General features: G+C 60.9%; 20 protein-coding genes. 14 read left to right on the forward strand and 6 right to left on the reverse strand.

The window, feature by feature from the left end:
* Window positions 1-241 precede the first annotated feature (241 nt).
* On the forward strand, window positions 242-781 hold the full coding sequence (locus tag GOB81_RS03495; protein WP_173569004.1) for a QcrA and Rieske domain-containing protein: 540 nt from the start codon (window positions 242-244) through the stop codon (window positions 779-781).
* Between the two features lie 11 nt (window positions 782-792).
* Here the strand turns inward: GOB81_RS03495 and GOB81_RS03500 are convergent, their stop codons facing one another.
* Window positions 793-1206 (reverse strand): lytic transglycosylase domain-containing protein, encoded by a 414-nt coding sequence (locus GOB81_RS03500; protein WP_173569005.1) that lies wholly within the window; start codon window positions 1204-1206, stop codon window positions 793-795.
* Between the two features lie 143 nt (window positions 1207-1349).
* On the opposite strand from GOB81_RS03500, the gene gspG reads away from it, so the two are divergent.
* Window positions 1350-1778 carry a type II secretion system major pseudopilin GspG gene (gspG, locus tag GOB81_RS03505; protein ID WP_173569006.1) on the forward strand — a complete coding sequence of 143 codons (429 nt, stop codon included), beginning with the start codon at window positions 1350-1352 and terminating at the stop codon, window positions 1776-1778.
* A gap of 76 nt (window positions 1779-1854) precedes the next feature.
* Here gspG and GOB81_RS03510 read toward each other — a convergent pair whose 3' ends face one another.
* The 5 genes from GOB81_RS03510 to GOB81_RS03530 form a co-directional block, all read right to left on the reverse strand.
* The gene (locus tag GOB81_RS03510; RefSeq protein WP_173569007.1) at window positions 1855-2676 is read right to left on the reverse strand and encodes a helix-hairpin-helix domain-containing protein; all 822 of its coding nucleotides are present in this window, start codon (window positions 2674-2676) and stop codon (window positions 1855-1857) included.
* The gene (gspD, locus tag GOB81_RS03515) at window positions 2669-4969 is read right to left on the reverse strand and encodes a type II secretion system secretin GspD (RefSeq protein WP_173569008.1); all 2301 of its coding nucleotides are present in this window, start codon (window positions 4967-4969) and stop codon (window positions 2669-2671) included. Before gspD ends, GOB81_RS03510 begins: the two co-directional genes overlap by 8 nt.
* 52 nt (window positions 4970-5021) lie before the next feature.
* A complete protein-coding gene (gene gspM, locus GOB81_RS03520; protein WP_173569009.1) occupies window positions 5022-5660 on the reverse strand; it encodes a type II secretion system protein GspM in 639 nt (212 codons plus the stop codon).
* Between the two features lie 5 nt (window positions 5661-5665).
* Window positions 5666-6658, reverse strand: coding sequence for a PilN domain-containing protein (locus GOB81_RS03525; RefSeq protein WP_173569010.1), 993 nt, complete (start codon window positions 6656-6658; stop codon window positions 5666-5668).
* A 206-nt stretch (window positions 6659-6864) separates the two neighbouring features.
* Window positions 6865-7659, reverse strand: a complete 795-nt coding sequence (locus GOB81_RS03530) for a prepilin peptidase (protein WP_173569011.1) — start codon at window positions 7657-7659, stop codon at window positions 6865-6867.
* Window positions 7660-7711: 52 nt separating this feature from the next.
* On the opposite strand from GOB81_RS03530, the gene GOB81_RS03535 reads away from it, so the two are divergent.
* The 12 genes from GOB81_RS03535 (at window position 7712) to GOB81_RS03590 (ending at window position 21974) form a co-directional block, all read left to right on the forward strand.
* Window positions 7712-9412: a GspE/PulE family protein gene (locus tag GOB81_RS03535; protein WP_242010035.1), complete on the forward strand. Its 1701-nt coding sequence runs from the start codon at window positions 7712-7714 to the stop codon at window positions 9410-9412.
* On the forward strand, window positions 9412-10653 hold the full coding sequence (locus GOB81_RS03540; RefSeq protein ID WP_173569012.1) for a type II secretion system F family protein: 1242 nt from the start codon (window positions 9412-9414) through the stop codon (window positions 10651-10653). Before GOB81_RS03535 ends, GOB81_RS03540 begins: the two co-directional genes overlap by 1 nt.
* Window positions 10637-11098, forward strand: a complete 462-nt coding sequence (locus GOB81_RS03545; RefSeq protein ID WP_173569013.1) for a prepilin-type N-terminal cleavage/methylation domain-containing protein — start codon at window positions 10637-10639, stop codon at window positions 11096-11098. The genes GOB81_RS03540 and GOB81_RS03545 overlap by 17 nt, the downstream gene beginning before the upstream one ends.
* On the forward strand, window positions 11088-11489 hold the full coding sequence (locus GOB81_RS03550) for a PulJ/GspJ family protein (RefSeq protein ID WP_173569014.1): 402 nt from the start codon (window positions 11088-11090) through the stop codon (window positions 11487-11489). The genes GOB81_RS03545 and GOB81_RS03550 overlap by 11 nt, the downstream gene beginning before the upstream one ends.
* Window positions 11486-12100, forward strand: a complete 615-nt coding sequence (locus GOB81_RS03555; protein ID WP_173569015.1) for a prepilin-type N-terminal cleavage/methylation domain-containing protein — start codon at window positions 11486-11488, stop codon at window positions 12098-12100. The genes GOB81_RS03550 and GOB81_RS03555 overlap by 4 nt, the downstream gene beginning before the upstream one ends.
* 314 nt (window positions 12101-12414) lie before the next feature.
* A complete protein-coding gene (locus GOB81_RS03560) occupies window positions 12415-14529 on the forward strand; it encodes an alkaline phosphatase family protein (protein WP_198912098.1) in 2115 nt (704 codons plus the stop codon).
* A 99-nt stretch (window positions 14530-14628) separates the two neighbouring features.
* A complete protein-coding gene (locus GOB81_RS03565; protein ID WP_173569016.1) occupies window positions 14629-15315 on the forward strand; it encodes a Fe2+-dependent dioxygenase in 687 nt (228 codons plus the stop codon).
* A gap of 159 nt (window positions 15316-15474) precedes the next feature.
* Window positions 15475-17322, forward strand: coding sequence for an SPFH domain-containing protein (locus tag GOB81_RS17950; RefSeq protein WP_173569017.1), 1848 nt, complete (start codon window positions 15475-15477; stop codon window positions 17320-17322).
* Window positions 17319-18341, forward strand: coding sequence for a protease modulator HflC (gene hflC / locus GOB81_RS03575; RefSeq protein ID WP_173569018.1), 1023 nt, complete (start codon window positions 17319-17321; stop codon window positions 18339-18341). The genes GOB81_RS17950 and hflC overlap by 4 nt, the downstream gene beginning before the upstream one ends.
* On the forward strand, window positions 18341-19510 hold the full coding sequence (locus tag GOB81_RS03580) for an SPFH domain-containing protein (protein WP_173569019.1): 1170 nt from the start codon (window positions 18341-18343) through the stop codon (window positions 19508-19510). Before hflC ends, GOB81_RS03580 begins: the two co-directional genes overlap by 1 nt.
* Entirely contained in the window at window positions 19507-21492 is a 1986-nt protein-coding gene (locus tag GOB81_RS03585; RefSeq protein WP_198912099.1) for a heavy metal translocating P-type ATPase, read from the forward strand. The genes GOB81_RS03580 and GOB81_RS03585 overlap by 4 nt, the downstream gene beginning before the upstream one ends.
* Window positions 21489-21974, forward strand: a complete 486-nt coding sequence (locus GOB81_RS03590; protein ID WP_173569020.1) for a hypothetical protein — start codon at window positions 21489-21491, stop codon at window positions 21972-21974. Before GOB81_RS03585 ends, GOB81_RS03590 begins: the two co-directional genes overlap by 4 nt.
* Window positions 21975-22267: the final 293 nt, after the last annotated feature.

The following is a 22267-nucleotide window of genomic DNA, read 5'->3' on the forward strand; positions in this document are numbered from 1 at the left end:
CACACAGATTGCAGATTTGTTGCAGCCCCGGAAATCCGCCACTTCCACACCAAATTCAAACACCAGCAACACAACGCCCACTAACCCATGTGGCTAAAATGCAACGGTTATTCGCATCGGACTGAAAGCGGAATGTGACAGGATCTTTAAAAAGCATCTTTGCGTCAGCGTTTCCTTTGACCGTGGAATCTGCTGTGCCATGACAGAACAGCTTTTTCACATCGCTTGAAATGTCTGATTCATGACTGCCAATGCCCTCCCGGCGCTCTCACGGCGCCAGCTTTCCGTTCTTTTGGGAACATCCCTCTGTTGCGGCACGCAAGCCCGTGCGAACCCGCTGCCAAGCAATGTCACGATTTCAACAGGGGATTTCCTGACGGAAGTCGAGGGGGACAACCACACCCTCATGACGACAAGCCGCTTTCGGGCCAGCCCTAACGTTCCCATCATGTGCTGGCCTGTCGCACCCGATACGAGAAAGCCACGCAAGGACACAGTGTTCAATCGGATCTGGCTGCTGCAAACATCTCTCGGATTGCGCGGATATTCCGTCATCTGCCAGCACGCAGGCTGCCTTGTCTCGGATTGGAATGCTCAACGACATCTGCTGGTCTGCCCCTGTCATGGGTCGGCCTACGATGTCGATCAGGGAGGACGTGTCGTGGAAGGGCCCGCACCCCTTCCCCTCCCCTTCGTTCCCGTCAGTTCGGAAAACGGATATCTGCGCGTCGCAGGAGTATTTTCCGGGCATATCGGCTCTCATGCCACACGAGCCGACTGACCACGCTGCGATCAGGGTTCCGGCGCTGCCGGAAAGAGACGCAGCGCCTGCGTCATGACTTTCTTTTGATAGGCCGAATTCAGTGCGGGCGTATGGGAATGATAATCCCCGATGGCCTTCATGAGATCGCCATGCGACTCGTTCAGATAAGTACGCAGCACCACAGCCGATGCCGCAACATTGAAACAACCGTCCGACACAAGGCGCGCCGCCGTCTGCACCTCGGGAAGTCTGGAAAGCTGGGCAATCGGCTGAATCCAGCGCGTGTTGATCTGCATCAGCCCGAGATCTGACGATCCGTCCTTGTTACGCCGGATCATACCAATCGCTCCGCGTTCCACCTCCCATATGGTCGGCAGGACGCGGGGCGGGATATCGTAACGGATCGCGGCGGCAAGCATACAGGCAAGCAAGGGAGCCGGCATCAGAACTCCATGTTCTCAAAAAACCAGATTTTGACCGTCTGGACCGAAATGTCATGGTTCTTTAATACTTCAGACCTGTTCCAGAGCCACGGCAGGCGTCTAGTAACGCACTGCCTTCAAACAGTGAAAGCGTCATCATAAAAATGTCACAACCTGACCACCCTTCAGAGCAGGACGATGCTGGCTTCACACTTCTGGAAATTCTGGTCGTGCTGGCTATCCTGGGCCTTCTGGTAGGGCTTGTTGCACCGGCCGCCCTGCGTCAGCTCGGAGGCGCCCGTGTCTCCGTCGCCCAGCAATCCATAGCGAGAATCGGGACTGTTCTCGACATGTACAAGCTGGATGCAGGCACGTATCCCAGCACGGAAGACGGCCTGGACGCCCTTGTCCACCGCCCGTCCGGTGCGGAAAACTGGAATGGCCCCTATCTGAAAGGCTCGGGCGCTCCGGTAGATCCCTGGAAACATCCTTACATCTATCGCTTCCCTTCCGACCGTGACGGCAAGGATTACGATCTTTGCTCCCAGGGCCCGAAAGAAGGCGACCACAGCGAAGAAATCTGCAATCCGTAAGAAATCGTCTGTTTTATGAAAAGACGAGGGCGGGAATGAAAGACTCATTCCCGTCCTGGTCCTTTTAACAGACTCCTCAGAACGGCAGCGCCCCCGTCTCCCACCGCATGACCTTCCAAGGCACGGGGCGGGCATCCGGCAGCAGAATAACCTCCACATGACGAACGATCGCGCCGCCCCGTAACTCGACCCGCGCATCCACCGTGATCAGTGTGTCCTCGTCGCTGACTTCGTCCACAACATTTCCCGCAATGCCGGTTTGGCGCAGCGCAGCACGCACCACCTTGTCCTCCGTCGCCGCAGACGGCTGCTGCAACTCTGAAAAAGAGAGGTGTGGCGAGACAATTTTCAGGACTAAACTCGTCATGCCGGGCACGGCGAGAAGATCATCGGACGTGCGAAACGGTGCACCCGTCGTCGTGCACACCGCTTTGCCAGCGATCGACAGAGAGCCTGCCTGATTATCGGAATCCGGGTTGCGCCATGAGAAAATCTGTTCCGCCAGCATGCTGGACTGTTCGGATGACAGACCGCTGGCGGTAAAGAACGCCTGCAACAGGGCGCGACTTGCCGTATTCGGATTGAGCTTTCCCCGCTCCATCACGCTGCGAACCGTGGCGCCACCGTCATCGCCTTCGAGCGGATGCCACATGCCGTTGACGGCGGATGCAGCATGTCCGGACGTGGCAATGGTGAACAGTTCCGTCGTAATGGCCGCGTCTGCCGTGGTTTCCAGTCTCGCCTGAAGAGAAACGCGCTCCCCCAGTTGCATGGCAGACCGCCCGGTGGACAGCACCTGACTGACCAGCAGGGCCAGGAAGCCCATTGTCCACAGAACAAGGAGGAGTGCGAACCCCTCCTCGCCGCGTCTCGTCCCCGATGATCGCCGTTTAGTCATTCAATCCCAAGGAACGCAGTATCCTGTGCTGCGGATCAGGCGAGCCCGTCATGGGCAGCGTGTTCAGCTCGTGCGGAAGGATAGCCGCATGCGGTAGTTGTTCACGCAGATCCGCCGTGAAAGCATAGGCATCAGTCTGATTGTGGATGACATGAGGCGTGATGAGCACCAGCAGTTCCGTGCGCGCGCGCGTGTTGCTCTGACTGCCTCCCAGCAAACCGAGGATAGGGACATCCTTCAACCAGGGAATACCCTGATTGCCTCGACTGGACTTATCGGAGATCAATCCGGCCAGCCCGACGGTCTGGCCGTCGGAAATCACCACACGCGAACTCACCTGACGCTGCGAGAAGGTCGGGCTGTCGATCGTGCCGCTGCCCGTCGAGGTGGTTGAGGACGCCACCGAACTGACCTGCTGAGAAACATCCAGCGTGACGACCCCGCCATTACTGACATGCGGCGTAACCTGAAGGATAACGCCGGTCGGCTGATAGTTGATGGAGTTGGTGATGGTGGAGTTGGATGTCAGCACACCCGTAGTGCTGCCTGTCAGATAGGGGACCATGTCGCCCACCATCAGCGAGGCCGGCTGGTTATCCACCACCATGATTTCCGGCGATGACAGCACCTGCACGGAGGTGACGGCCTGCAGCGCGTTGATGACGAAAGGCGCGCCCCCCTGACCGTGCCCACCGATTACGAAGCCGGGGAAACTGCTGGACAGTTCCGAAGCCGAAAGATTGGCCGTACCCAGTGACTGCGTGGCGCTGCTGAGAACGCCGTTGATGCCACCGGATTTGAAGAAAAACTGTGTGCCATACGCCAGAGAATCGTTCAGCGTCACTTCGGCGACCGTGGCGTCGACCCGCACCTGAAGCGGCATGATGTCGATCTTTCGCAGCATGGCTGAAACCGTTTCCGATTCTGCAGCGGTCCCATAAACCAGAACGGCATTGTTCTGGTTATCCGGAATGATGCGAATTTCCGCTGCCTTGCTGCTGTCCGAAGAACTGTTGCCCAGACCACCAAGGAGCGGATTGGACGCGATGCCATCGTCACCCTGCCCGCCGCTCTGGGAACTTCCCTGCGTCGTGCTGCCGGAACCCGAACTCTGCGTACCGGACGAGGAAGAGCCCAGACTGGAGCCAAGAGAACTGCTGCCCGAAGAACCTGAACCCAGGCTCGATCCCATGCTGCTGCCAAGGCCGGAACTTTGCGACTGACCGTTCTGGGACTGGCTTGACATCTTCGACGACGGAACAGCCGTCACATGGTTGGGTGTGAAAGCCTGCTGCAGGATATAGGCAATATCGTTGGAGCGCCCGTTCTGAAGATAATAGACGTTCCAATGGCGCACCGTCCGCCGCCGTTCGGTTTCCACAACATCGAAGACCCGACGGGCATTGTCCACCAGATAGGGCTGGGCCGCGATCACCATGACAGATTCGATGCGCGGCATCGGAACGACCTGAACGCGCTCCGCCATCGACTGGCCTTTCTTGCTGGCCATCGCGGTTTCCAGAGCGGTCGCCAGTTCCTGTGCATCACCGCTCGTCACCGGAAACAGCGCATAGGACCTGCCCGCCAGCACATCCGTGTCGAATGCCCGCACCAGTTCGACGAGAGAGGCGCGGGTCACCGGATCGCCCGTCACCACGACCGCATTGCCGGACGGCGCGGCAACGATATGCCCCCCTGACCGGATAACCGGCTGGACCGCTTTCGCCAGACTCTCGGCGGACGTGTAATGCAGGGGAATAACGGTCTCGCCTTCGATGTCCCCGCCACCGGGACCGGATGTTCTGGTCGTGACCCGATAAATGCCATTTTCCACGACGAGCGCTGCACCCGCGCCCGCCAGCGCGGTGCGGAAAACCGGCACCAGTTGCGCATGGGTCAGCGGCATCGTCGTCTTGAGGGTTATGGTGCCGTGAACGGCGGAATCGACCACGTAATTGACGTGCAGGAGTTGTCCGAGGACCTGATCGGCCACTGCACGGATATCGGTATCCGCGAAATTAAGCGTGATATCGCCACCGCCCGACAACGTGCCGTCAGCGCCACCTGCCCCGCCGCTCCGGCCCCTGCTGACAGTGCCCGCCTGTCTCTGCGCGGTCGCCCCGATCGCACCGTCCACCCGTGGCGTCGCGTTGGTACCGCCCATATCACCGCTAAAGGGCAATGGCTCCGGATGCGGCGTCTGATCCGCGCATGACGCAAGCAGAGGCAATGCGGACACCAGCCAGCGCCATGAGGAACGGTAGATGACGTGCCCACGGCGTTTGCTGTGCATGCGAGGGGCAATATCCGGATAATTCAAGCGAGTTCACCAGAAGCGTTGGAGGTCATGGCTGGAGCGGCTGACGGGAGGACGGCAGGGCGGCGTTCCGCAGAGCGACGATTGTGAGCGACACATCCACCAGCCGCCCCTTGCTGGCTTCGTCCACGAGCCGCGTGCTGCCGGCGGACTGGATCTGCAGATCGTCGATCAGCAGGCGGGGAGACGCATTCTCGCTGACACCGTTGAGGAATTTCACGAACAGCGGCCAGGAAGACGTAAACGACACACGCAGCGCAAGCCTCTGGAAAGCCCCGTGACGCACCAGTGGCAGCGGTTCCTGACTGCTGAGTTCGACCTCCGCGGCTTGCCCCACGCCCTGCACGATTTCCTGTAGTCTGGCCTGCGCGGTGGCATCGGAATCTTCTTCGATCAGCACGCTGTTTCCGTCCGCATTGCGCGCGGCTTCTTCGGCGCGCTCCTGCAGACGGGGAATCGACGCCACGAGGGATTCCGTGCGTGCGAGGAGAATCTTTTTGTCCTCCACACTGCTTTTGAGATCGGACAGAAATCCGATCAGGGTGGAAAGCAGCAGCCAGCACAGAACCAGCCCCAGAAAAGCTACCCCCAGCGCGCAAAGCTTTCCTGAGCGCCCTTCAGGCAGTTTTCCCGTTCCGAATGCGGAAGACGTCACACCTGAGGCCATCCCGTTCATTCCGGCGCTGTCGCGTTGATCGTGAACGCTTCCATGTGCGTATCGCCCGAGTGCGTTACGGGACCGGAGAACGCCGCGCCGGAAAAACCCGCCTTGTGCTCAAGGAGGCCAATGAGACGGGCGGATTCCAGTGTCTGCCCTTCCAGCGTGACATGATGCTCGTGAACATGCAGTGCCGTCAGGAACGTGTCGTCAGGAAGTGCCGTCGTGAGGGCCTTCATCGTTTCCGAAACCGCCCCCACTGTCTTCGCCTCCCGCTCCACGGCCGCCGGGCTTGCGGTATAGCTGCTGATTCGATTGCGCAAGTCTTCCGCCTGTGCGCGACCGCTGGCCAGAGCGCCGATGGCGTGATTCAGGCGGATCAGATGAACCTCCTGCACTCCGAACGGCACCAGACCGAGAAACAGGACCGCGACCAGCACAAATTTCCACCATGCCCGGTCGCTTTTTTTCCGGTTCAGGAAAGGAATTTCCAGAGACGGCGCATCATGGCCGTCAACCGTCATGATGGATGAGGCGGTGAGACCATGCCGTCTCAGTTGCTCAAGCGCATTTTCAAACAGGAAGCGCGGCGAAAACAGCAGTTCAACCGGCACGGACACACCCTGTCCGGCTGCCGGAAGTCGGCGCGCCGTCCAGACGACTTCATCAATGCGAAAGGGAGTCAGCCGGTCAAAATCATAGGCAATGACCTGCGCCATGTCTCCCGCGGCGGCGGCAGGGAGGGATACGGTCCTGAGCAAAATCCCGCCTTCCGGCAGAACAAGCGAAATGGCGGAAGGATGCTTTTCGCTCACCTTGCCTTTTCTGTTCAGATAGTTTCCGAAATTCTCTTCAGCGACGCACCCGTTGCCGTCAACGACCATCCTGTGCAGCGGCGCACGCTTTCTCCGCCATGACGCAGGAACGCAATCCAGCATCTGACGCGCCCACCACGTTCCGAACTCCTGTAGAACGCCGTTGCGGTGGTCTGTGGCGATGCTTGTCATGGACGGACCGGTCGTCACCTTTCATGAGGCTGCTGGCTGCGGGAGCGGTGCAGGCCATGGAATTAAGACGGGTGGATAACATTGCACTCCGGACCGCAACAGCAACGATGTATGACATATTTATTACACGTTAATATTCGCTCTGGTCCGCCACACGGCGCTCTTTTACATGTGCATCGCCCAGTTAAGGCTTTGTGCGGCCGAAATCACCCGGACTGGGAGATGATCCGGACAATCCATGTGGCGATCGCGAGCGGGGGACCGAACGGAATGGCCAGTGTCATGCTGAGACGACGCTGCCTGACAAGCATCGTCACCGCCTGCGCAATGCCAACGCACGAGGCCAGCACCAGAATGGTGGGAATGGCGGCAACTCCCGTCCATGCTCCTGCGGCCGCCAGAAGCTTGGCATCCCCGCCACCGATGCCAACACGGCCGCGCAGCCGCCGGTATGCCCATCCAACGAACGCCAGAAGCCCCCAGCCCGTGGCCGCGCCCAGCGCCCGATCATATCCCCCGTCCATGCCGCCTTCCCACAGCCCCTCGCACAATCCGATGAGCACAAGCGGCAATGTGAGAACATCGGGCAACCGGAAGCAGAGAATATCGATCCAGCACAACGCCAGAAATCCCCATCCCAGAATGCAGTCGAACAGGAACGTCAGCGGTTCGGGCAAGCCGCTGAACGGAGGCAGGCCGTGAACGACACTGACCAGCGCATAGGCCAGCAGGGTTATGACCGGCACGGCGCATGCCGCCAGTTCGACCAGAACATGCTGGATGGCAATCGGCGCACGGCAATGCCGGCAGCGGCCCTTCAGCGCCAGCCACGACAGGACCGGCACCAGATCGGGGATTCCCAGCACGCTATGACAACTCTCGCAGCGGGAACGGCCACCCGCGAACGGCTCGCCCCGCGGAATACGCCGGATCAGCACGCCCAGAAAACTTCCCACAAACGGGGCGGCGAGAAACGGAATCAGAAAGCCTGTGTCAGTCATGATGCGGCGCAGGGTGGTTCATTCCGCATTGAGCGACAAGGGATGAACGCCGTTGGATAACGCCGTCACCTCTCAGGAAGACACCCTGCTGGAGCAGGCGCTCATTTCCGCCAGTGTGTGCGACATGCGGGCTCTGGAACGGGCACGCGGCGTTTCATCCGAAAATGGCCAGCCGCTCTCCAGCGTGCTGCTTCAGCTTGGCCTTGTCACGGAAGTCGATCTCGCCCGCACCTACGCCGCACTCCTCGGTCGCGAGGTCACGGATGGCGCCGCGCTGGAATGGGTACAGGAACCGGTGCTGCCCGAACGGCTTGGGGCACGCTTTTTGCGGCAGTCCCGCGCCCTGCCGCTGGAAGAGACGGAAGAGGGCCTCCGCGTGGCCATGGCAAACCCGCTCGATGGCTACACGGTCGCCGCCATCAGGCTGGCGACAGGACAGGATGTCCTGCGGGAAGTCGCACGGCCTGCCGACCTCGAATCCGCCCTGAACCGGCTCTATCCGGAGGACAAGGACGGGCAGGATGGTGCCGGTGACCACATGTCCGACGATCCGGCGGAAGAGGATACCGACCGCCTGAAGGATCTCGCCAGCGAGGCGCCGATCATCCGGCTGGTCAACCAGACCATCTTCCGCGCTGTCGAAACGCGGGCCTCCGACATCCATATCGAGCCCTTCGAGGATCGCCTTCTCGTGCGCTACCGCTATGACGGCGTGCTGCATGAGGTGGATAGCCAGTCGCCCCGCGTCACCCCGGCGCTGATCTCGCGCATCAAGATCATGGCCAAGCTCGACATCGCCGAACGCCGCCTGCCGCAGGATGGACGCATCAAGCTCGCGGTGCGCGGGCACGAGATTGATTTCCGTGTCTCCACCGTTCCATCCTTGCATGGCGAGATCGCGGTGCTGCGCGTGCTCGACCGGACGACGGTCAGCTTCGATTACAGCAGGCTCGGCCTCGCCCCCGGCATCATTGATGCGTTCCGGGCGGCGCTGGAACTGCCGAACGGCATCGTGCTCGTGACCGGCCCGACCGGCAGCGGCAAGACGACGACGCTCTACACCGGCCTGTCAGGCATCAACTCGACGGACCGCAACGTGATGACGGTCGAGGACCCCATCGAATACCAGCTTGGGGGCATCAACCAGATTCAGGTGCGGCCAGCCATCGGCCTGACCTTCGCCAGCCTGCTCCGCGCCATTCTGCGTCAGGACCCGGACGTGATCATGGTGGGCGAAATCCGCGATCTGGAGACGGCGCAGATCGCCGTGCAGGCGGCGCTCACCGGCCATCTGGTGCTCTCGACTCTCCACACCAATTCCGCCGCCGCCGCCGTGACCCGTCTGCGCGACATGGGACTTGAAGACTATCTTCTGACAGCGGTTCTGCGCGGCATTCTCGCTCAGCGACTGGTCCGCAAGCTGTGCCCTTCCTGCCGTCGCCCTGAAATCGTGCAGCCCGAACTGGCGCGGAAACTGGAGCTTGATCCGGGGCGGGAGCACACGCTCTGGCACGCGACCGGCTGCTCGGAATGTCGCCATACGGGCTATCGGGGACGCAGCGCGATCGCCGAATTCCTGCGACCTTCTCCCACCGTGACGAAGCTGATTCTCTCAGGGGCGGATCACGGCGAAATCGAACGGGCCGCCGTCGCGGAAGGCATGGTCACCATGTTCCATGCCGGTCTCAGGGCCGCGCTCGACGGGGAAACATCGCTTGAGGAAATCAGTCGCATCGTCGGGAATGACGACTGATGGAAACTTCCGCCGCTCGCTGGACATGGCGCGCACTGACCGCTGATGGCACCGTCACCGCCGGGGAAATGGCGGCGGAGAACGAGGCTCAGGTTCTCGGCTGGCTGAAGCGTCAGAAACTCATGCCGCTTCAGGTCGTCCCCGCGACACGCGGCGGTCTTGTCCGGACCGGCCTGACGAGCTGGCTCAGCCAGCGGCGTGAAGCAGCGTTACGTGCCGGTGAACTGAGCGACTTCACACGTCAGCTCGCGACCATGATCGGTGCCGGGCTCGATCTCGACCGCAGCCTGCGCTTTCTCGCCGAGACATCGCCCGGTCCGCGCGTGACGAAGGTCATCGGGCGTATCCGTGACCGCGTGCGTGACGGCGGCTCCTTCGCCGAGGCGCTGGAGGCGGAACCCCGCAGCTTCTCGCGCCTCTATGTCGGCCTTGTGCGGGCGGGCGAAGCAGGCGGTGCGTTGCAGGATTCCCTGCTCCGCCTGGCCGATCTGCTGGAACGCGAGCGGAAACTGAGTTCAACCGTCCAGTCGGCCATGATCTATCCAGCCGTCCTGCTTGTGGCCTCGGTCTTTTCCATCATCCTGCTGCTCACCCATGTGCTGCCTCAGTTCGTCCCACTGTTCGAGGAGAGTGGCGCGCAACTGCCCACCATCACCCGCATCGTCATTGCGGCAGGCGATTTCCTGACATCATGGGGGGCCTATCTTCTCGTTGGACTGGTGCTGGGCGTGATCGCGGGACGGACGGCTCTGGAACGACCAGCCGTCCGTCTCTCCGCTGACCGTTTCCTGCTGCGCGTTCCGGTGCTTGGCACCCTGACTCGTGAGATCATGGCCGCACGCCTCACCCGCACGCTTGGCACATTGATGCGCAACGGCGTACCCCTCGTCGGGGCCCTTCGCATCACGGAAGGGGTCATCAGCAGCCGTCCCGGTGCAATCTGCGTCGCGGAAGCCACGCGGGTGGTGCGTGAGGGAGGGAGCCTCGCCGCAGCACTGGAACGCTCAAAAGTCTATCCCATCACCATGACGCATTTTCTTCAGGTGGGAGAGGAAACCGCCCAGCTTGCGCAGCTCTGCCTGAAGGCCGCCGATATCCACGAGGAAGCGAGCCGCGTCACCATTCAGCGGCTGCTGGCCATTCTCGTACCCGCCATCACCATCATCATGGGACTGCTTGTCGCCGGTATTGTCTCGGCCCTCCTGCTTGCCATGCTGAGCCTCAATGACCTCGCACACTGACAACCGGCGCGACAGCGGCTTCACGCTGCTGGAAATCACCGTCGTGCTGGTCATCGCCGGACTACTGCTCGGGGTGGTCGTTGAGCGCGGCCCCTTTCACAGCTCGGTCGTCACATTCGGTGCGGCCCGGTCAAAAGTCGTGCACATCCTTCGTTCCGCGCAGGACAGGGCTTTGACGGGCGGCCGGAGCGTGACCGTGATTGTCGATATCGCGCAACGGGATTTCATGACTGTTGCCGGAAAATCAGTGCGGCACGATCGCCTGACCGGACCGGTAAGCGCCTTCATGCCACTTCCCGGCGGAGGCATGGCGCCGCGTGGCATATTCCGTTTCGACCCGGATGGCTCGGCGTCCGGACCGCCTCTGGCGCTGCTGCTCGGGAACGAAACCGAACTCCTTACCGTCAGCCCCGTCACCGGAAGGATTCTGGCGCATGTGCAGTGAAGCCCCTCGTGACGGAGGCTTCACGCTGCTGGAAGTCATCATCGCCCTCATGATCGCAGGAAGTGCGCTTGCGGTGATGTTTTCATCTCTTGAAACAGGTTTATGGAGCGGTCGGCAGGCCGACGTGACGATCAGGGCCGTCTCGGTGGCGCGGTCGCAGCTTGAGGCCACACTCGCCTCCCTGCAACTGCATCCCGGCACGACAAGCTATGTCGTGAACGGCCAATATCATTCCTCCGTTGAAGTCAGGCAGGTCGGCACGTCCGACTCCCAAAACAGCACCGGACGCCTTGGACTGTATTCCGTCTCCGTCACGGTGGGCTGGGGCCTGCTGCATCATTCCGTCCAGCTTTCGGCACGCGCTGTCCGACCAAGTTCATCAGACGAATGAGTTCCCCCTCCCACAATCAGCATGATCCTGCCGAAAGCGGCTTCACGCTGCTGGAAATTCTGGTCGTCACCCTTGTCTTCGGGCTGCTTGCGACCGCCTTATGGGAAGGGATTTCCGTCGGCACGCACGGGTGGGCGAGTCAGCAGAAATTCTATGAATCATCCACGGAACTTGTGGATATGGAAACCGCCCTCCGACGGGTGATCGCCAGAGCGGAGCCTACCGACAACGACCTGCCACCCGCCTTCGGTGGACTGACGGATCGTCTTCGCCTGATTTCATGGTTACCCGAAAACGGTGGTTACAAACACGATATAGAGGCTGGTCTGGGGCTCAATGCCCAACACCAGCTTATCCTGCGCTGGCGTCCGTTCCGTCGCGCCCGATGCGCCACCGACGACCCCGCATTTCATGAAGAGATTCTCGCACGGAACGTCCGGGCCATTACGTTTTCCTATTATGGCCGCAAGGAAGAGATTCATGGATGGCAGGAGTCCTGGAACCAGCCGGGCCTGCCTTTTCTTGTAAAATTGCATGTTGATTTCATGCGAACCGATCTCAACTGGCCGGACATCTATATCCGTCCACTCATGGCTGGAACAGAATCATAAATCTCTTTATTCGGCCGTATAATTTTTACGACAAAAACGACAGCGTTCATGTCATCGAACGGTCATTGTTTCTTCATTATTTTTCTGACGGATTTTTAACTAAATGTTTCCCGAACCGTAAGGAACGCGAAACACAGGATTCGGTCTGAATACCAAAAAATCCAAAATTTTCAGTGCTCCGAAAAGGATTCTGCGTCTTCGTTCATGTCCCTTCGCCGGACACTCCCCCTCGGGTTCATGCCGACAGATATACGGAAGGTTTCACAATGTCTCACCCCGTCTGGAGACGCCTGCGAAAACCACTGAATCATTCAGTGGCTCATCTGACCGCAGCTTCTATGGTTCTCTCCCCGATTGCGGCATCGGCTCCGGCATTCGCGAAAAGCAACGCCGCTGCAACCGCTGCCACACCGATCGAACACATCGTTCTGATTATCGGTGAAAACCACACCTTCGATAATCTCTACGGCACGTACAAGCCGAAGAGCGGAGAGACGATCGACAATCTGCTGTCGAAAAAGATCGTCAATGCCGACGGCACACCGGGCACGAACTTCACCACAGCCGCCCAGATGCAGGCAGCAGCGAACACCACGTATACGATCGCGCCGAAGACCAAGACCGCCTATTCGACTCTCCCGGCGCCGGCTCTTTCCGGAACGCCTGCGGCGGCTTCCGATTCCGATCCAATGCCGTTCGCCACGTTGGCAGCAGCAGAAGCTTTTGAAAATGCTGTCGGCAATGACGGCCTCAATCGCTCCGACTGGTATATGCTCACCACGGGTGCCAGCGGTCTGGGCACCAGCGGCGTGGACACGCGCGTCACAAACGCCAACAACCTGCCGGATGGTCCTTTCCAGTGGACAGGCGCGACGCTGCCATACGATTCCTATACAGGAAGCCCGGTTCACCGCTTTTTCCAGATGTGGCAGGAAACCGACTGCTCGCTCGATCATGCTACCACGAAGAATCCTTCGGGTTGCCTGAACGATCTCTTCCCCTGGGTTGAAATCCAGAGCGGCACAGGCGGAAACGGCGCGGCACAGGCAGCCAACTTCAATAACCTGACGACGGGCGAAGGCTCCGTTTCGATGGGTTTCTACAACATGACGATGGGGGATGTCTCATACTTCCGCTCCCTGTCAGACAAGTACACGACCAGCGATAACTTCCACCAGTCCGTCATGGGTGGAACAGGCGCCAACCACATCGCGCTCGGCACCGGCCTTGGCATCTACTACACTGACGGCAACGGCAACCTCGCCACACCGCCGAGCAGCCAGATCGAAAACCCGAACCCGCAGAGCGGCACCACCAACTGGTACACCCAGGATGGTTACTCGGGCGGTTCCTACGTCAAGTGCTCTGACGACTCCCAGCCCGGCGTCAAGCCGATCGACGACTATCTGAAGACGCTGCCGAATACGCATCCGAAGCGCTGCAAGACGGACGCCTATTACCTCGTCAACAACTACAGCCCCGGCTATTTCGGTGACGGCACGGTCAATACCGGCACCTACGTCATCCCGCCGTCCACCGTTCCGACCATTGCTGACCGCCTGAACGACAAGAAAGTCACGTGGCGTTACTACGGTGCAGGCTGGAATCAGTATGTCAAGGATCCGACCAGCCAGCTCGGCAGCGTCTACTGCGATATCTGCAACCCGTTCCAGTATGAAACAAAAATCATGGCGGATGCCCGCCAGCGTGAAGAGCACATCAAGGACATCACCGACCTTGAAGCCGATCTCGCCATGGGCAACCTGCCTGCCGTTTCCATCGTCAAGCCGGACACGGTTCTTGACGGTCACCCGGCTTCTTCCAAGCCTTCTCTGTTCGAAGCCTTCACGAAGCACGTGATCGAAAAGATCAAGGCGCAGCCAGAGATCTGGAAGCACACCGCAATCCTCGTCACCTTTGACGAAGGCGGTGGCTCCTGGGATTCGGGTTACATCCAGCCGCTCGACTTCTTCGGCGACGGCACGCGTATCCCGGCCATCATGGTCTCCCCATACTCCAAAGGCGGCCACATCAACCACACCTATTCCGACCACGTTTCGTTCCTGAAGTTCGTCGAAAAGAACTGGGGCCTGAACGTTATCTCTTCGACAGGTCGTGACAACCTGCCGAACCCGGTAACGTCCAGCAGCAATCCGTATGCGCCGACCAACAGCCCGGCCATCGGTGATCTGATGGACATGTTCGACTTCAGCTCGTCTTCCAGTTCGGGCAGCGACAGCTCCACCACAGGCAGCAGCTCCGGCTCTTCCAGTGGTTCGGGCAGCAGCACGACGACGGGTTCCACAACCGGTTCGACAACAGGCTCCACAACCAGCAGCACCACGAGCGCAGTTGCTCAGCTGCTTCAGCAGATCGAGACTGCCCTCTCTAGCCTCTGGGCTTCTCTGACGTCGATCCTCTTCGGCTGAACATCTTTTCAGGCTCAGGTCTGATACGTTCCGGATTGCCGTCGCCTGAAAAGGCGGCGGCAATTTCGCATTTTCCATGACTGAAACTTCGAGTGTGCCATGCCCGCCCATATCCCCAATCTCCTGTCCCCGGACCAGATCGCGGAATATCGCCCCCTGATCGAAGCGGGAAACTGGATCGACGGACGTACGACAGCAGGCGTGCAGGCCAGTCACGCCAAGCACAATCTGCAACTTGCTGCCGATTGCGAGAATGCAGGCACCGTAAGAAACATCATCCTTCAGGCGCTTTCAGCGAACCTGCTTTTTCGCGGTTTTTCGCTTCCCCGCACCATTTTTCCGCCGATGTTCAACCGTTATGATGGCGGCATGACCTACGGCGCGCATGTCGACAATTCCGTTCAGGTCATTCCCGGCTCGGGTGGACAGATGATGAGAGCCGATCTTTCCGCCACCATCTTCTTCAACGATCCTGAGGATTACGAAGGCGGCGAACTGGAACTGGAAACCGCGTCCGGTACAGAAATGATCAAGCTTCCGGCTGGCGACATGATCATCTATCCCACCACCATGATCCATTGCGTGACACCCGTCACAAAAGGTTCAAGGCTTGCCTCGTTCTTCTGGATTCAGTCTCTTGTTGCGGATCATGCAAGCCGTACACTTCTGTTTTCTCTTGATCGCGCCATCATCGACCTTCGTGCGCGGACAGAGCCGAACGACCCGGCCATTCTCTCCCTCACCAACACCTATCATAACCTCGTGCGACGCTGGTGCGACCTGTGATCCACGGGCAGCGCCCGTCTGCGGATATCTGAAAGATTCCCTTAATTTAACGGGATTGTCACAAACAAAGTCAACGCGCTGCCTATAACACGCACGTCTTTGCGGGCACGACGGATTTTCCGGAATGTCGGGCTGGATTCAGGATCGGAGATATTTCTCGTGCCACCATCCGCTCCGGATGCCGCGACACGCGGGACACACCGCTCGATCCTCCTGACAGGCATAATTTCCACTCTCGCCCTGATCGGCACATGGATCGCAACAGCGAGTGTACGCAGACCTGCGCGAGCACATTCCGCATTTGCCGATCTGGTGGCCCAGACGCCCCTCACCGGAACTGCCACGGCACTGCTCGCGCTCACGTCCGGCGCGCTCCTGTCCGCCCTTACGGTCCGTTATGCACGGCGCAAAGCCACCCCTGAGCAGGCCGGACATCCCAGCAAAATCCCCGCATGGCCACAACATGCTGTCCTGATCCCCTTCCTTCTGATCGCGCTGGGCGCTGCCTTCCGTGCCGTGGCACACCCCCTGTCACCGCTGGCTCTCGGCAACGGGGCGGCTTCGTTCGTGACAACCATTCTCCTCGGGCTGGCTTTCATTTTCCTTCTGGAAGAACGCTTTCTCTCTGCGCGTTCTGAAGCCGATCGCCGCGATATCGCGGGACTACCGGGCCTCCTGCGCCTTTCAGTATGCATCTTGCTGCTGTCGGGACTGTTCGCGGGCTGCAATGCGGCCGGAACATTCGTCCCTACGTGGTTCTGGAAAGTTCCCGCGTTTCTGACGCTGTATGGGGTTCTCGAAGTCACACTTCGCCTGAGCCTCTCATGGTTCTCCCCTCCGCCCACGACAGAAACGGCACGCAGTTGTGTCGATGTCACGCTGTTCACCGCGCCCGCTTCCTTCACCCCCAACCGCATTGCGGAAACGCTCCGGCAACGGTTCGGTCTGGATTTCGACAGAAGCTGGGCTCTCGATTTTGTCAGGAAAACGTTTCTTCCTGTTTCCACTCTGATGCTTCTGCTCGCATGGACTGGAAGCGGGATCGTGCAGATTCCGCAAAATCAGCGCGGCGTATATGAACGGCTGGGCGTGCCGGTCGATGTGTTCGAACCCGGACTGCATATCAGCCTGCCCGCTCCCTTCGGGCGTGTGCGCCTGATGGAATTCGGCACGATCCATTCCCTTGCAGTGACGGACGTACCGCTCGCCGCCGGTGGTATTGCCGATAGAACGACAGCCGAGGGAGAGCCGCCCGACAGTGCGAACCGCCTGTGGGACAGGTCACCCGAAGACGCATCCTGGCTCGTGGCCCGCGACCAGAGCGGTAATCGCGCCGGTTTCCAGATGCTTACGGCGAACCTGCGTATTCTCTATCGTGTGCGCCTGTCGCGGCAGGGCACGATGGACGCACTCTACACGGTTGCATCTCCCGAAAGCCTGCTGGATTCACTGGCTCACCGCACGCTGACCACCTTCTTCGCAGCCGAAACGCTGGAAGGCGTGATGGCCACACGACGAGACCGGATCGCCAAGATCGTTTCTGAAAAACTCCAGACAGTTCTTGATCAGTACAACACAGGCCTCGAAATCATGGCTGTTCTGGTGGACACCATCCAGCCCCCGGCGCCCGCCGCCAAATCATGGCGCATGGTGCAGGCTGCCGAGGTCCGCGCCCAGACCTCCGTCGCCGAAGAAACGGCCCGTGCGGAAGGTACCCACGCCCTCGCCCAGCGCGATGCCTATGACGCACTTTCACAATCAGCAGCGCAGGCGGAAACGACCCGCCGCACGGCTGCCGCCGATACGTTGCGGATGAAGGGCGACGAAGCAGCGTGGCGTGCTGGCGGACAGGCCTTCCTGCTCGAACGCTATCTCGCGGCGCTGAAACACGGGCTCGAAAAAGCGAGCCTCACGATTGTTGACGGCCATCTCAGTAACACCCTGTTCGATCTCCGCCCCGAGCTTTCGGCTCTACGTACCCCCTCCGACGCTTCAGGTGCGCAATGACCTCGCCTTCCCCCACGCAGGACGACGCTTCCCTCCCCCCTTCCCGCCGTGGACTGGCCGGTCGCGTTGCCCTTGCCGGTGTCGTCCTGTCGGCGGCCATTCTCGCGGCAACCTCCTTTACTGTCGCAACGGGAAAGGCTGTGGTCGTCACCCGTTTCGGTGCGCCCGTGCGCGTTCAGGCTGTCCCCGGCCTCGCATGGAAGCTCCCCGCACCTCTTGAAATGACGCAGACAGTCGACATGCAGACCCGCACCACTTCGGGCGGGTTGCAAGATGTCGGCACGCGCGACGGTCTGCGGATTCTGGTGCAGGCCTTCGTGGCATGGTCGATTCCGGATGATCCTGAGCATATCAGGCATTTTCTACGCGCTACCGGCAATGATCCTGATGGAGCTGCCCGCCAGCTCCGCTCCCTGCTCGGTTCGGCACTCCAGATCGTCGCCAGTGATTTCGCCTTGCGTGATCTCATCAACACCACGCCCGAGAAGGTGAAGATCGCCACTTTCGAGGACCATCTGCTCACCCTGCTGCGGCCACAGGCAGAGTCCATCTATGGCATCCGCATCGAACAGGTCGGGCTTGAGCGTCTCAGCCTGCCTGCGGAAACGCTGGCCGCTACCGTCGCCCGTATGCGCGCCGAACGCGAGACGGTCGCCGCCGCACGTACGGCGGAGGGACTTCGCAAGGCGGCCGCCATCAAGGCTGATGCCGAACGTGATTCCCGCATCACAGTCGCGACCGCCCGTGCCGAAGCTGCATCCACGGAAGCGAAAGCCCATGAGGAGGCCGCGACGATCTATGCGCAAAGCTACAGCAAGGATCCCGATCTTTACGCCACGCTGCGCACTCTCGACACGCTGAACGCTATTGCGGGACAGAATATGCGGCTGGTCATGCGCACCGACACCGCACCATTTTCCGTGCTGGACGGCCCGAAAGGCACCGGTCAAAGCATTGCTCGTGCGATCGGCCAGATGGGAAACAGTGACAGCACGGCCCTCGCGGCGGAGCGGCACTGATGTCAGCACCGGCGAGTTCTTCCGCAACGGAGCCGCTGCCGGACACGATGTTGCCGTCCGCTGGTCTGGCACCACTCGCCAGCCCGTTGGAACAGACCGTCCGGCTGGCGTTCATGCTGCTTTCCGGCGTCACGGTAATCCTCGGGCTGATCTGGCTCACGGGTAATATCCGCGCCGTGCCGACAGATGGCACCGCCGTGGTGATCCGTTACGGACGGGTTATCTCGGAGCGTCATTCGGGGCTCGTCGTCGCCCTGCCCCGCCCTTTCGAGGAAATCCGTTTCCTGCCCTCGCCGGATCATCAGCTTTCCCTCCGCGTCACGCGTGACAACACGGCTTACAACAGCGACGAGACCGACCTCGAACTTCAGGAATCCGACGATTTTTTCCATATGGAAAAAAACCGGGACGCGGCCAATTCCAGTTATCTCCTGACGGGCGACAATAGTGTCGTGAGGCTGGATGCAACGCTCTTCTACCGCGTGGTGCGGCCCGTGGCCTACATGCAGGCCCTGCCACATATCCAGCCCACCCTGCGCCGCCTGTTCTACGCTGCCGCGACCGATCTTGCCGCCTCTCATCCGATCGAGGATTTTCTCGTCATCCATGCGGGCACGAACGATGCAGGCGAAGACGATGAGATCCTGTCCGCACGCCGCGCCGCCGTGCGGTCCCGGCTCGTGGACGCCGTAAACCAGCGCCTTATCCGTCTTCAGGGACCAGACGCGGATTCCGGCATCGAAATCACACGTATCGATCTTGTTTCCATTCTGCCGCCTCGCGCCAAGCAGGCTTTCGATCAGGTGCTGACAGCGGAACAGGCCGCCGCCCAGAACGTCGCTGCCGCGCAGACGAACGCCGAACGCACGCGGCAGAGCGCCAATGGCGAGCGTGACCGTATCCGCGCCAATGCGACAGCCGCCGCAGAAGAATTCGTGCGGCAGGCGTCCGCCCTGACCGCCACCATCTCCGCTGACGAGAACGCCATGGCGGCCGCTCCCCCGAAAATGCGGGACGCAGTGGCCCTTCAGGCGTGGCGCGAGCGGATCGTCACTTTCCTTTCAAAGACGGGGGAGATCACGGTCGTCCCCGCCGGTGGTGGACAGATGCTGCTTGCCATCCCGCGTACCACACCGCCGCAAACGGCTTCCTCCGGAGAGACCCAATGAGTGCCAGCGCCTTCTCCTCCGCTCCCAACGCCGGTCGCGGTCTGGAAGGGCACGTTCTGCGCGCAGCCGGAACAGACACACAAGCCGACCTGATGACCCGTTCCGAGCACTGGTTCATGGGAGCGCGTCTGACGCTGGCGATGATCTCATGCTGGCTGCTGGCCATCGCGCTGGTCTGGCGGTTCGTGGTCGGCGGCAACAGCGCGCTGCCCGATCTCGCTTCGGCTGCCGCCGCTCTTCTGGTAGCACCTCCCATCCTCGCCGCCGCGCTCGCGAGCCTCCGGCGTCCTTCCCTGCACGGCCTGACCGACCAGCTCGTCGCCGTCGCCATGCTGGCGTCATGGGCATCCGGCGATCTGCTCACCGCTGCCCTGCTGCCGATCATCATGATTGCCGGTCATGTGCTGGAAGAACGGTCCCTGCTCGGCTCGCAGGAAGCCATCCGGGCGCTGGAACGACTGGTGGACACCACCACGCATCGCATCGCTGCGGATGGCACGGTCGAAACCGTTTCCGCCTCCTCGCTCCAGACCGGGGACGTTCTGGAACTTCGCGCTGGCGACCGCATTCCTGCCGACGGTCTGATCGGCTCCGGGCAGTCCTCACTGGACATGGCATCCCTCACCGGTGAATCCGTTCCTGTCGAGGTCACGTCCGGCGACCGCGTTCTGGCAGGCACGATCAATCTTTCCGGTGTGCTGACGGTCGAAGTCACGCGGACCGGCGATGCGACAGCCCTCGGCCAGATCATCTCGCTGATGGAAGTCGCAGAGGACGCAAAGCCTCCCATCACGCGCCTGCTGGAGCGCTATGCCGGTCCTTACATGGCGCTGATCATGACCGTGGCGGCGGCTGTGTGGTTCGCCTCCGGCTCAACCGCCGCAATGCTCGCGGTTCTGGTAGCATCGTGTCCCTGTGCCGTCGTTCTGGCGGCTCCTGCGGCGTCCATCGCCTCGATCGCTGTCGCGGCACGGCACGGCATTCTCATCAAAGGCACGGCCTTTCTCGAAAATCTGGCCGATGTCAGTTCACTGGTCATCGACAAGACCGGCACGCTCACCACGGGCCAACTTGCCCTCGCCCGCGTCGTGCCCGCCCGGGGCGTGGACCCCGACGCCCTTCTCAACCGCGCCGCCGCACTGGGCAGTCTCAGCGCCCATCCTGTCAGCCGGGCACTCGCCCACGCCCGACCGAACGCGCCGCCCCTTACGCTCGAAGAAACGACGGAACTCCACGGCCTCGGCCTCCGCGCCATCATGAGCAATGGAACGATACTCTGCATGGGACGCCCCGCGCTGCTGGAAGCGGAAGGCATTGATCCCGGCCTCACTCCCGACCATGACGGTCCGATGGTCTGTCTCAGCGAAAATGGTCGTCCCCTCGGCTGGCTTCTGCTTTCGGACCAGCCGCGTCCGGAGGCGGCAAACGCCATGCAGGAACTGAAGGCGCTCGGCCTGTCCCGACAGATTCTTCTGACAGGGGATCGTCAGGCCGTTGCTGAGCGGATTGGCGAGACGGTAGGGATTTCCACCATCCGCGCCGAAGTACTGCCCGCCGAGAAGATGGCCTGCGTTCTGGAAGAAATCCGTCTTGGCAACCGGCCGCTGGTGGTTGGTGACGGCATTAACGATGCACTGGCCCTCCGCGCCGGGGCAGTCGGCATCGCGATGGGTGCGGAAAGCACGGATGTGGCGCTCAACTCAGCCGATCTCGTACTGATGCAGCCTAACCTGCACCGCATCGGCACCGCCATCCGTCTCAGCCGACGCTGTCGGCGCACGATCCAGACCAATGTCGGCATGGGGGTTGGGTGGACCGCGATCCTGATCGGTCTGGCCGCCTTCAATCTCCTTGGCGCGGAAGGCGCGGTGATGGCGGCCCTGCTTCACAACGCCTCCACCTTTGCGGGGCTTGCAAATGCAGGCAGATTGCTGCGGTTTGATGAAACCGGCCCCGTCGTTCCGCAGAAAGGCAAATTGTGATTCCGCTTTTTCGTATTGTCAGTCTGGCGGCTGCATTCTGGGTCTGCGCTCTTCCCCTTCCGGCGCTGAGTGCCGAAACAGCAGCGCCCCCGGCAACGCCAGCCGCGAGTCCTGTCGGCACCATTCTTCTGGGGCGTCCGCTTTTCGAACCCGACCGACGCCCGAAGGGCGTTCCGGTGGCCGAACAGGGTGGGTTTCGTCTGGCCGGGATCGCCGGACGGTCGGACCACTGGGTCGCCATTTTCCGAAACAATGCGCCGGACGCGAAAAGCGAGATCCGGCAAAGCGGTCAGATGATACAGGACTGGACGATCGCCACCATCAGCCGCACGGCGGTCAAGCTGACGCGAAACTCGGAAACGCGTGACCTGAAACCGACATTCCTGTTCGATCACTCCCGGGTTCCGGACATCAAACCGGACACGACGCCTCAAATAAGACTTCTGGCCACCAAACACACTGATCCCCACCTCGCATGGTGAGGCATGTCCTCGCCCTGTAAGGCGTGATGAGGATTGTTCAGGGTACGCGGCACGGAGAGCCCCGTCTGTTCGGGAACACCGGATGCTGACATTCATCCGGCAGGTCAGGGTATGAAACCGTAGCGTCACGGCTGTTCGATAGAATATCCTTGCTGGCAGCGGCAAGAAATCATGCACATGACCGACCATGGACAAAGAACGAGCACACTGCCTGAAGAGTGGGTCCGTCCCATTCCCAGAGCGCATGGCGATCGGGAAGATGGCCTGAACATTGCTTCTGGCAGGCGTCATCC

The organism is Acetobacter conturbans, from assembly GCF_011516755.1.
Classification (GTDB): Bacteria; Pseudomonadota; Alphaproteobacteria; order Acetobacterales; family Acetobacteraceae; genus Acetobacter; species Acetobacter conturbans.

Coding starts and splice junctions, on each gene's coding strand:
- GOB81_RS03495 (WP_173569004.1), top strand. CDS start 242: ATGACTGCCAATGCCCTCCCGGCGCTCTCACGGCGCCAGCTTTCCGTT.
- GOB81_RS03500 (WP_173569005.1), bottom strand. CDS start 1,206: ATGCCGGCTCCCTTGCTTGCCTGTATGCTTGCCGCCGCGATCCGTTAC.
- gspG (WP_173569006.1), top strand. CDS start 1,350: ATGTCACAACCTGACCACCCTTCAGAGCAGGACGATGCTGGCTTCACA.
- GOB81_RS03510 (WP_173569007.1), bottom strand. CDS start 2,676: ATGACTAAACGGCGATCATCGGGGACGAGACGCGGCGAGGAGGGGTTC.
- gspD (WP_173569008.1), bottom strand. CDS start 4,969: ATGCACAGCAAACGCCGTGGGCACGTCATCTACCGTTCCTCATGGCGC.
- gspM (WP_173569009.1), bottom strand. CDS start 5,660: ATGGCCTCAGGTGTGACGTCTTCCGCATTCGGAACGGGAAAACTGCCT.
- GOB81_RS03525 (WP_173569010.1), bottom strand. CDS start 6,658: ATGACAAGCATCGCCACAGACCACCGCAACGGCGTTCTACAGGAGTTC.
- GOB81_RS03530 (WP_173569011.1), bottom strand. CDS start 7,659: ATGACTGACACAGGCTTTCTGATTCCGTTTCTCGCCGCCCCGTTTGTG.
- GOB81_RS03540 (WP_173569012.1), top strand. CDS start 9,412: ATGGAAACTTCCGCCGCTCGCTGGACATGGCGCGCACTGACCGCTGAT.
- GOB81_RS03545 (WP_173569013.1), top strand. CDS start 10,637: ATGACCTCGCACACTGACAACCGGCGCGACAGCGGCTTCACGCTGCTG.
- GOB81_RS03550 (WP_173569014.1), top strand. CDS start 11,088: ATGTGCAGTGAAGCCCCTCGTGACGGAGGCTTCACGCTGCTGGAAGTC.
- GOB81_RS03555 (WP_173569015.1), top strand. CDS start 11,486: ATGAGTTCCCCCTCCCACAATCAGCATGATCCTGCCGAAAGCGGCTTC.
- GOB81_RS03565 (WP_173569016.1), top strand. CDS start 14,629: ATGCCCGCCCATATCCCCAATCTCCTGTCCCCGGACCAGATCGCGGAA.
- hflC (WP_173569018.1), top strand. CDS start 17,319: ATGACCTCGCCTTCCCCCACGCAGGACGACGCTTCCCTCCCCCCTTCC.
- GOB81_RS03580 (WP_173569019.1), top strand. CDS start 18,341: ATGTCAGCACCGGCGAGTTCTTCCGCAACGGAGCCGCTGCCGGACACG.
- GOB81_RS03585 (WP_198912099.1), top strand. CDS start 19,507: ATGAGTGCCAGCGCCTTCTCCTCCGCTCCCAACGCCGGTCGCGGTCTG.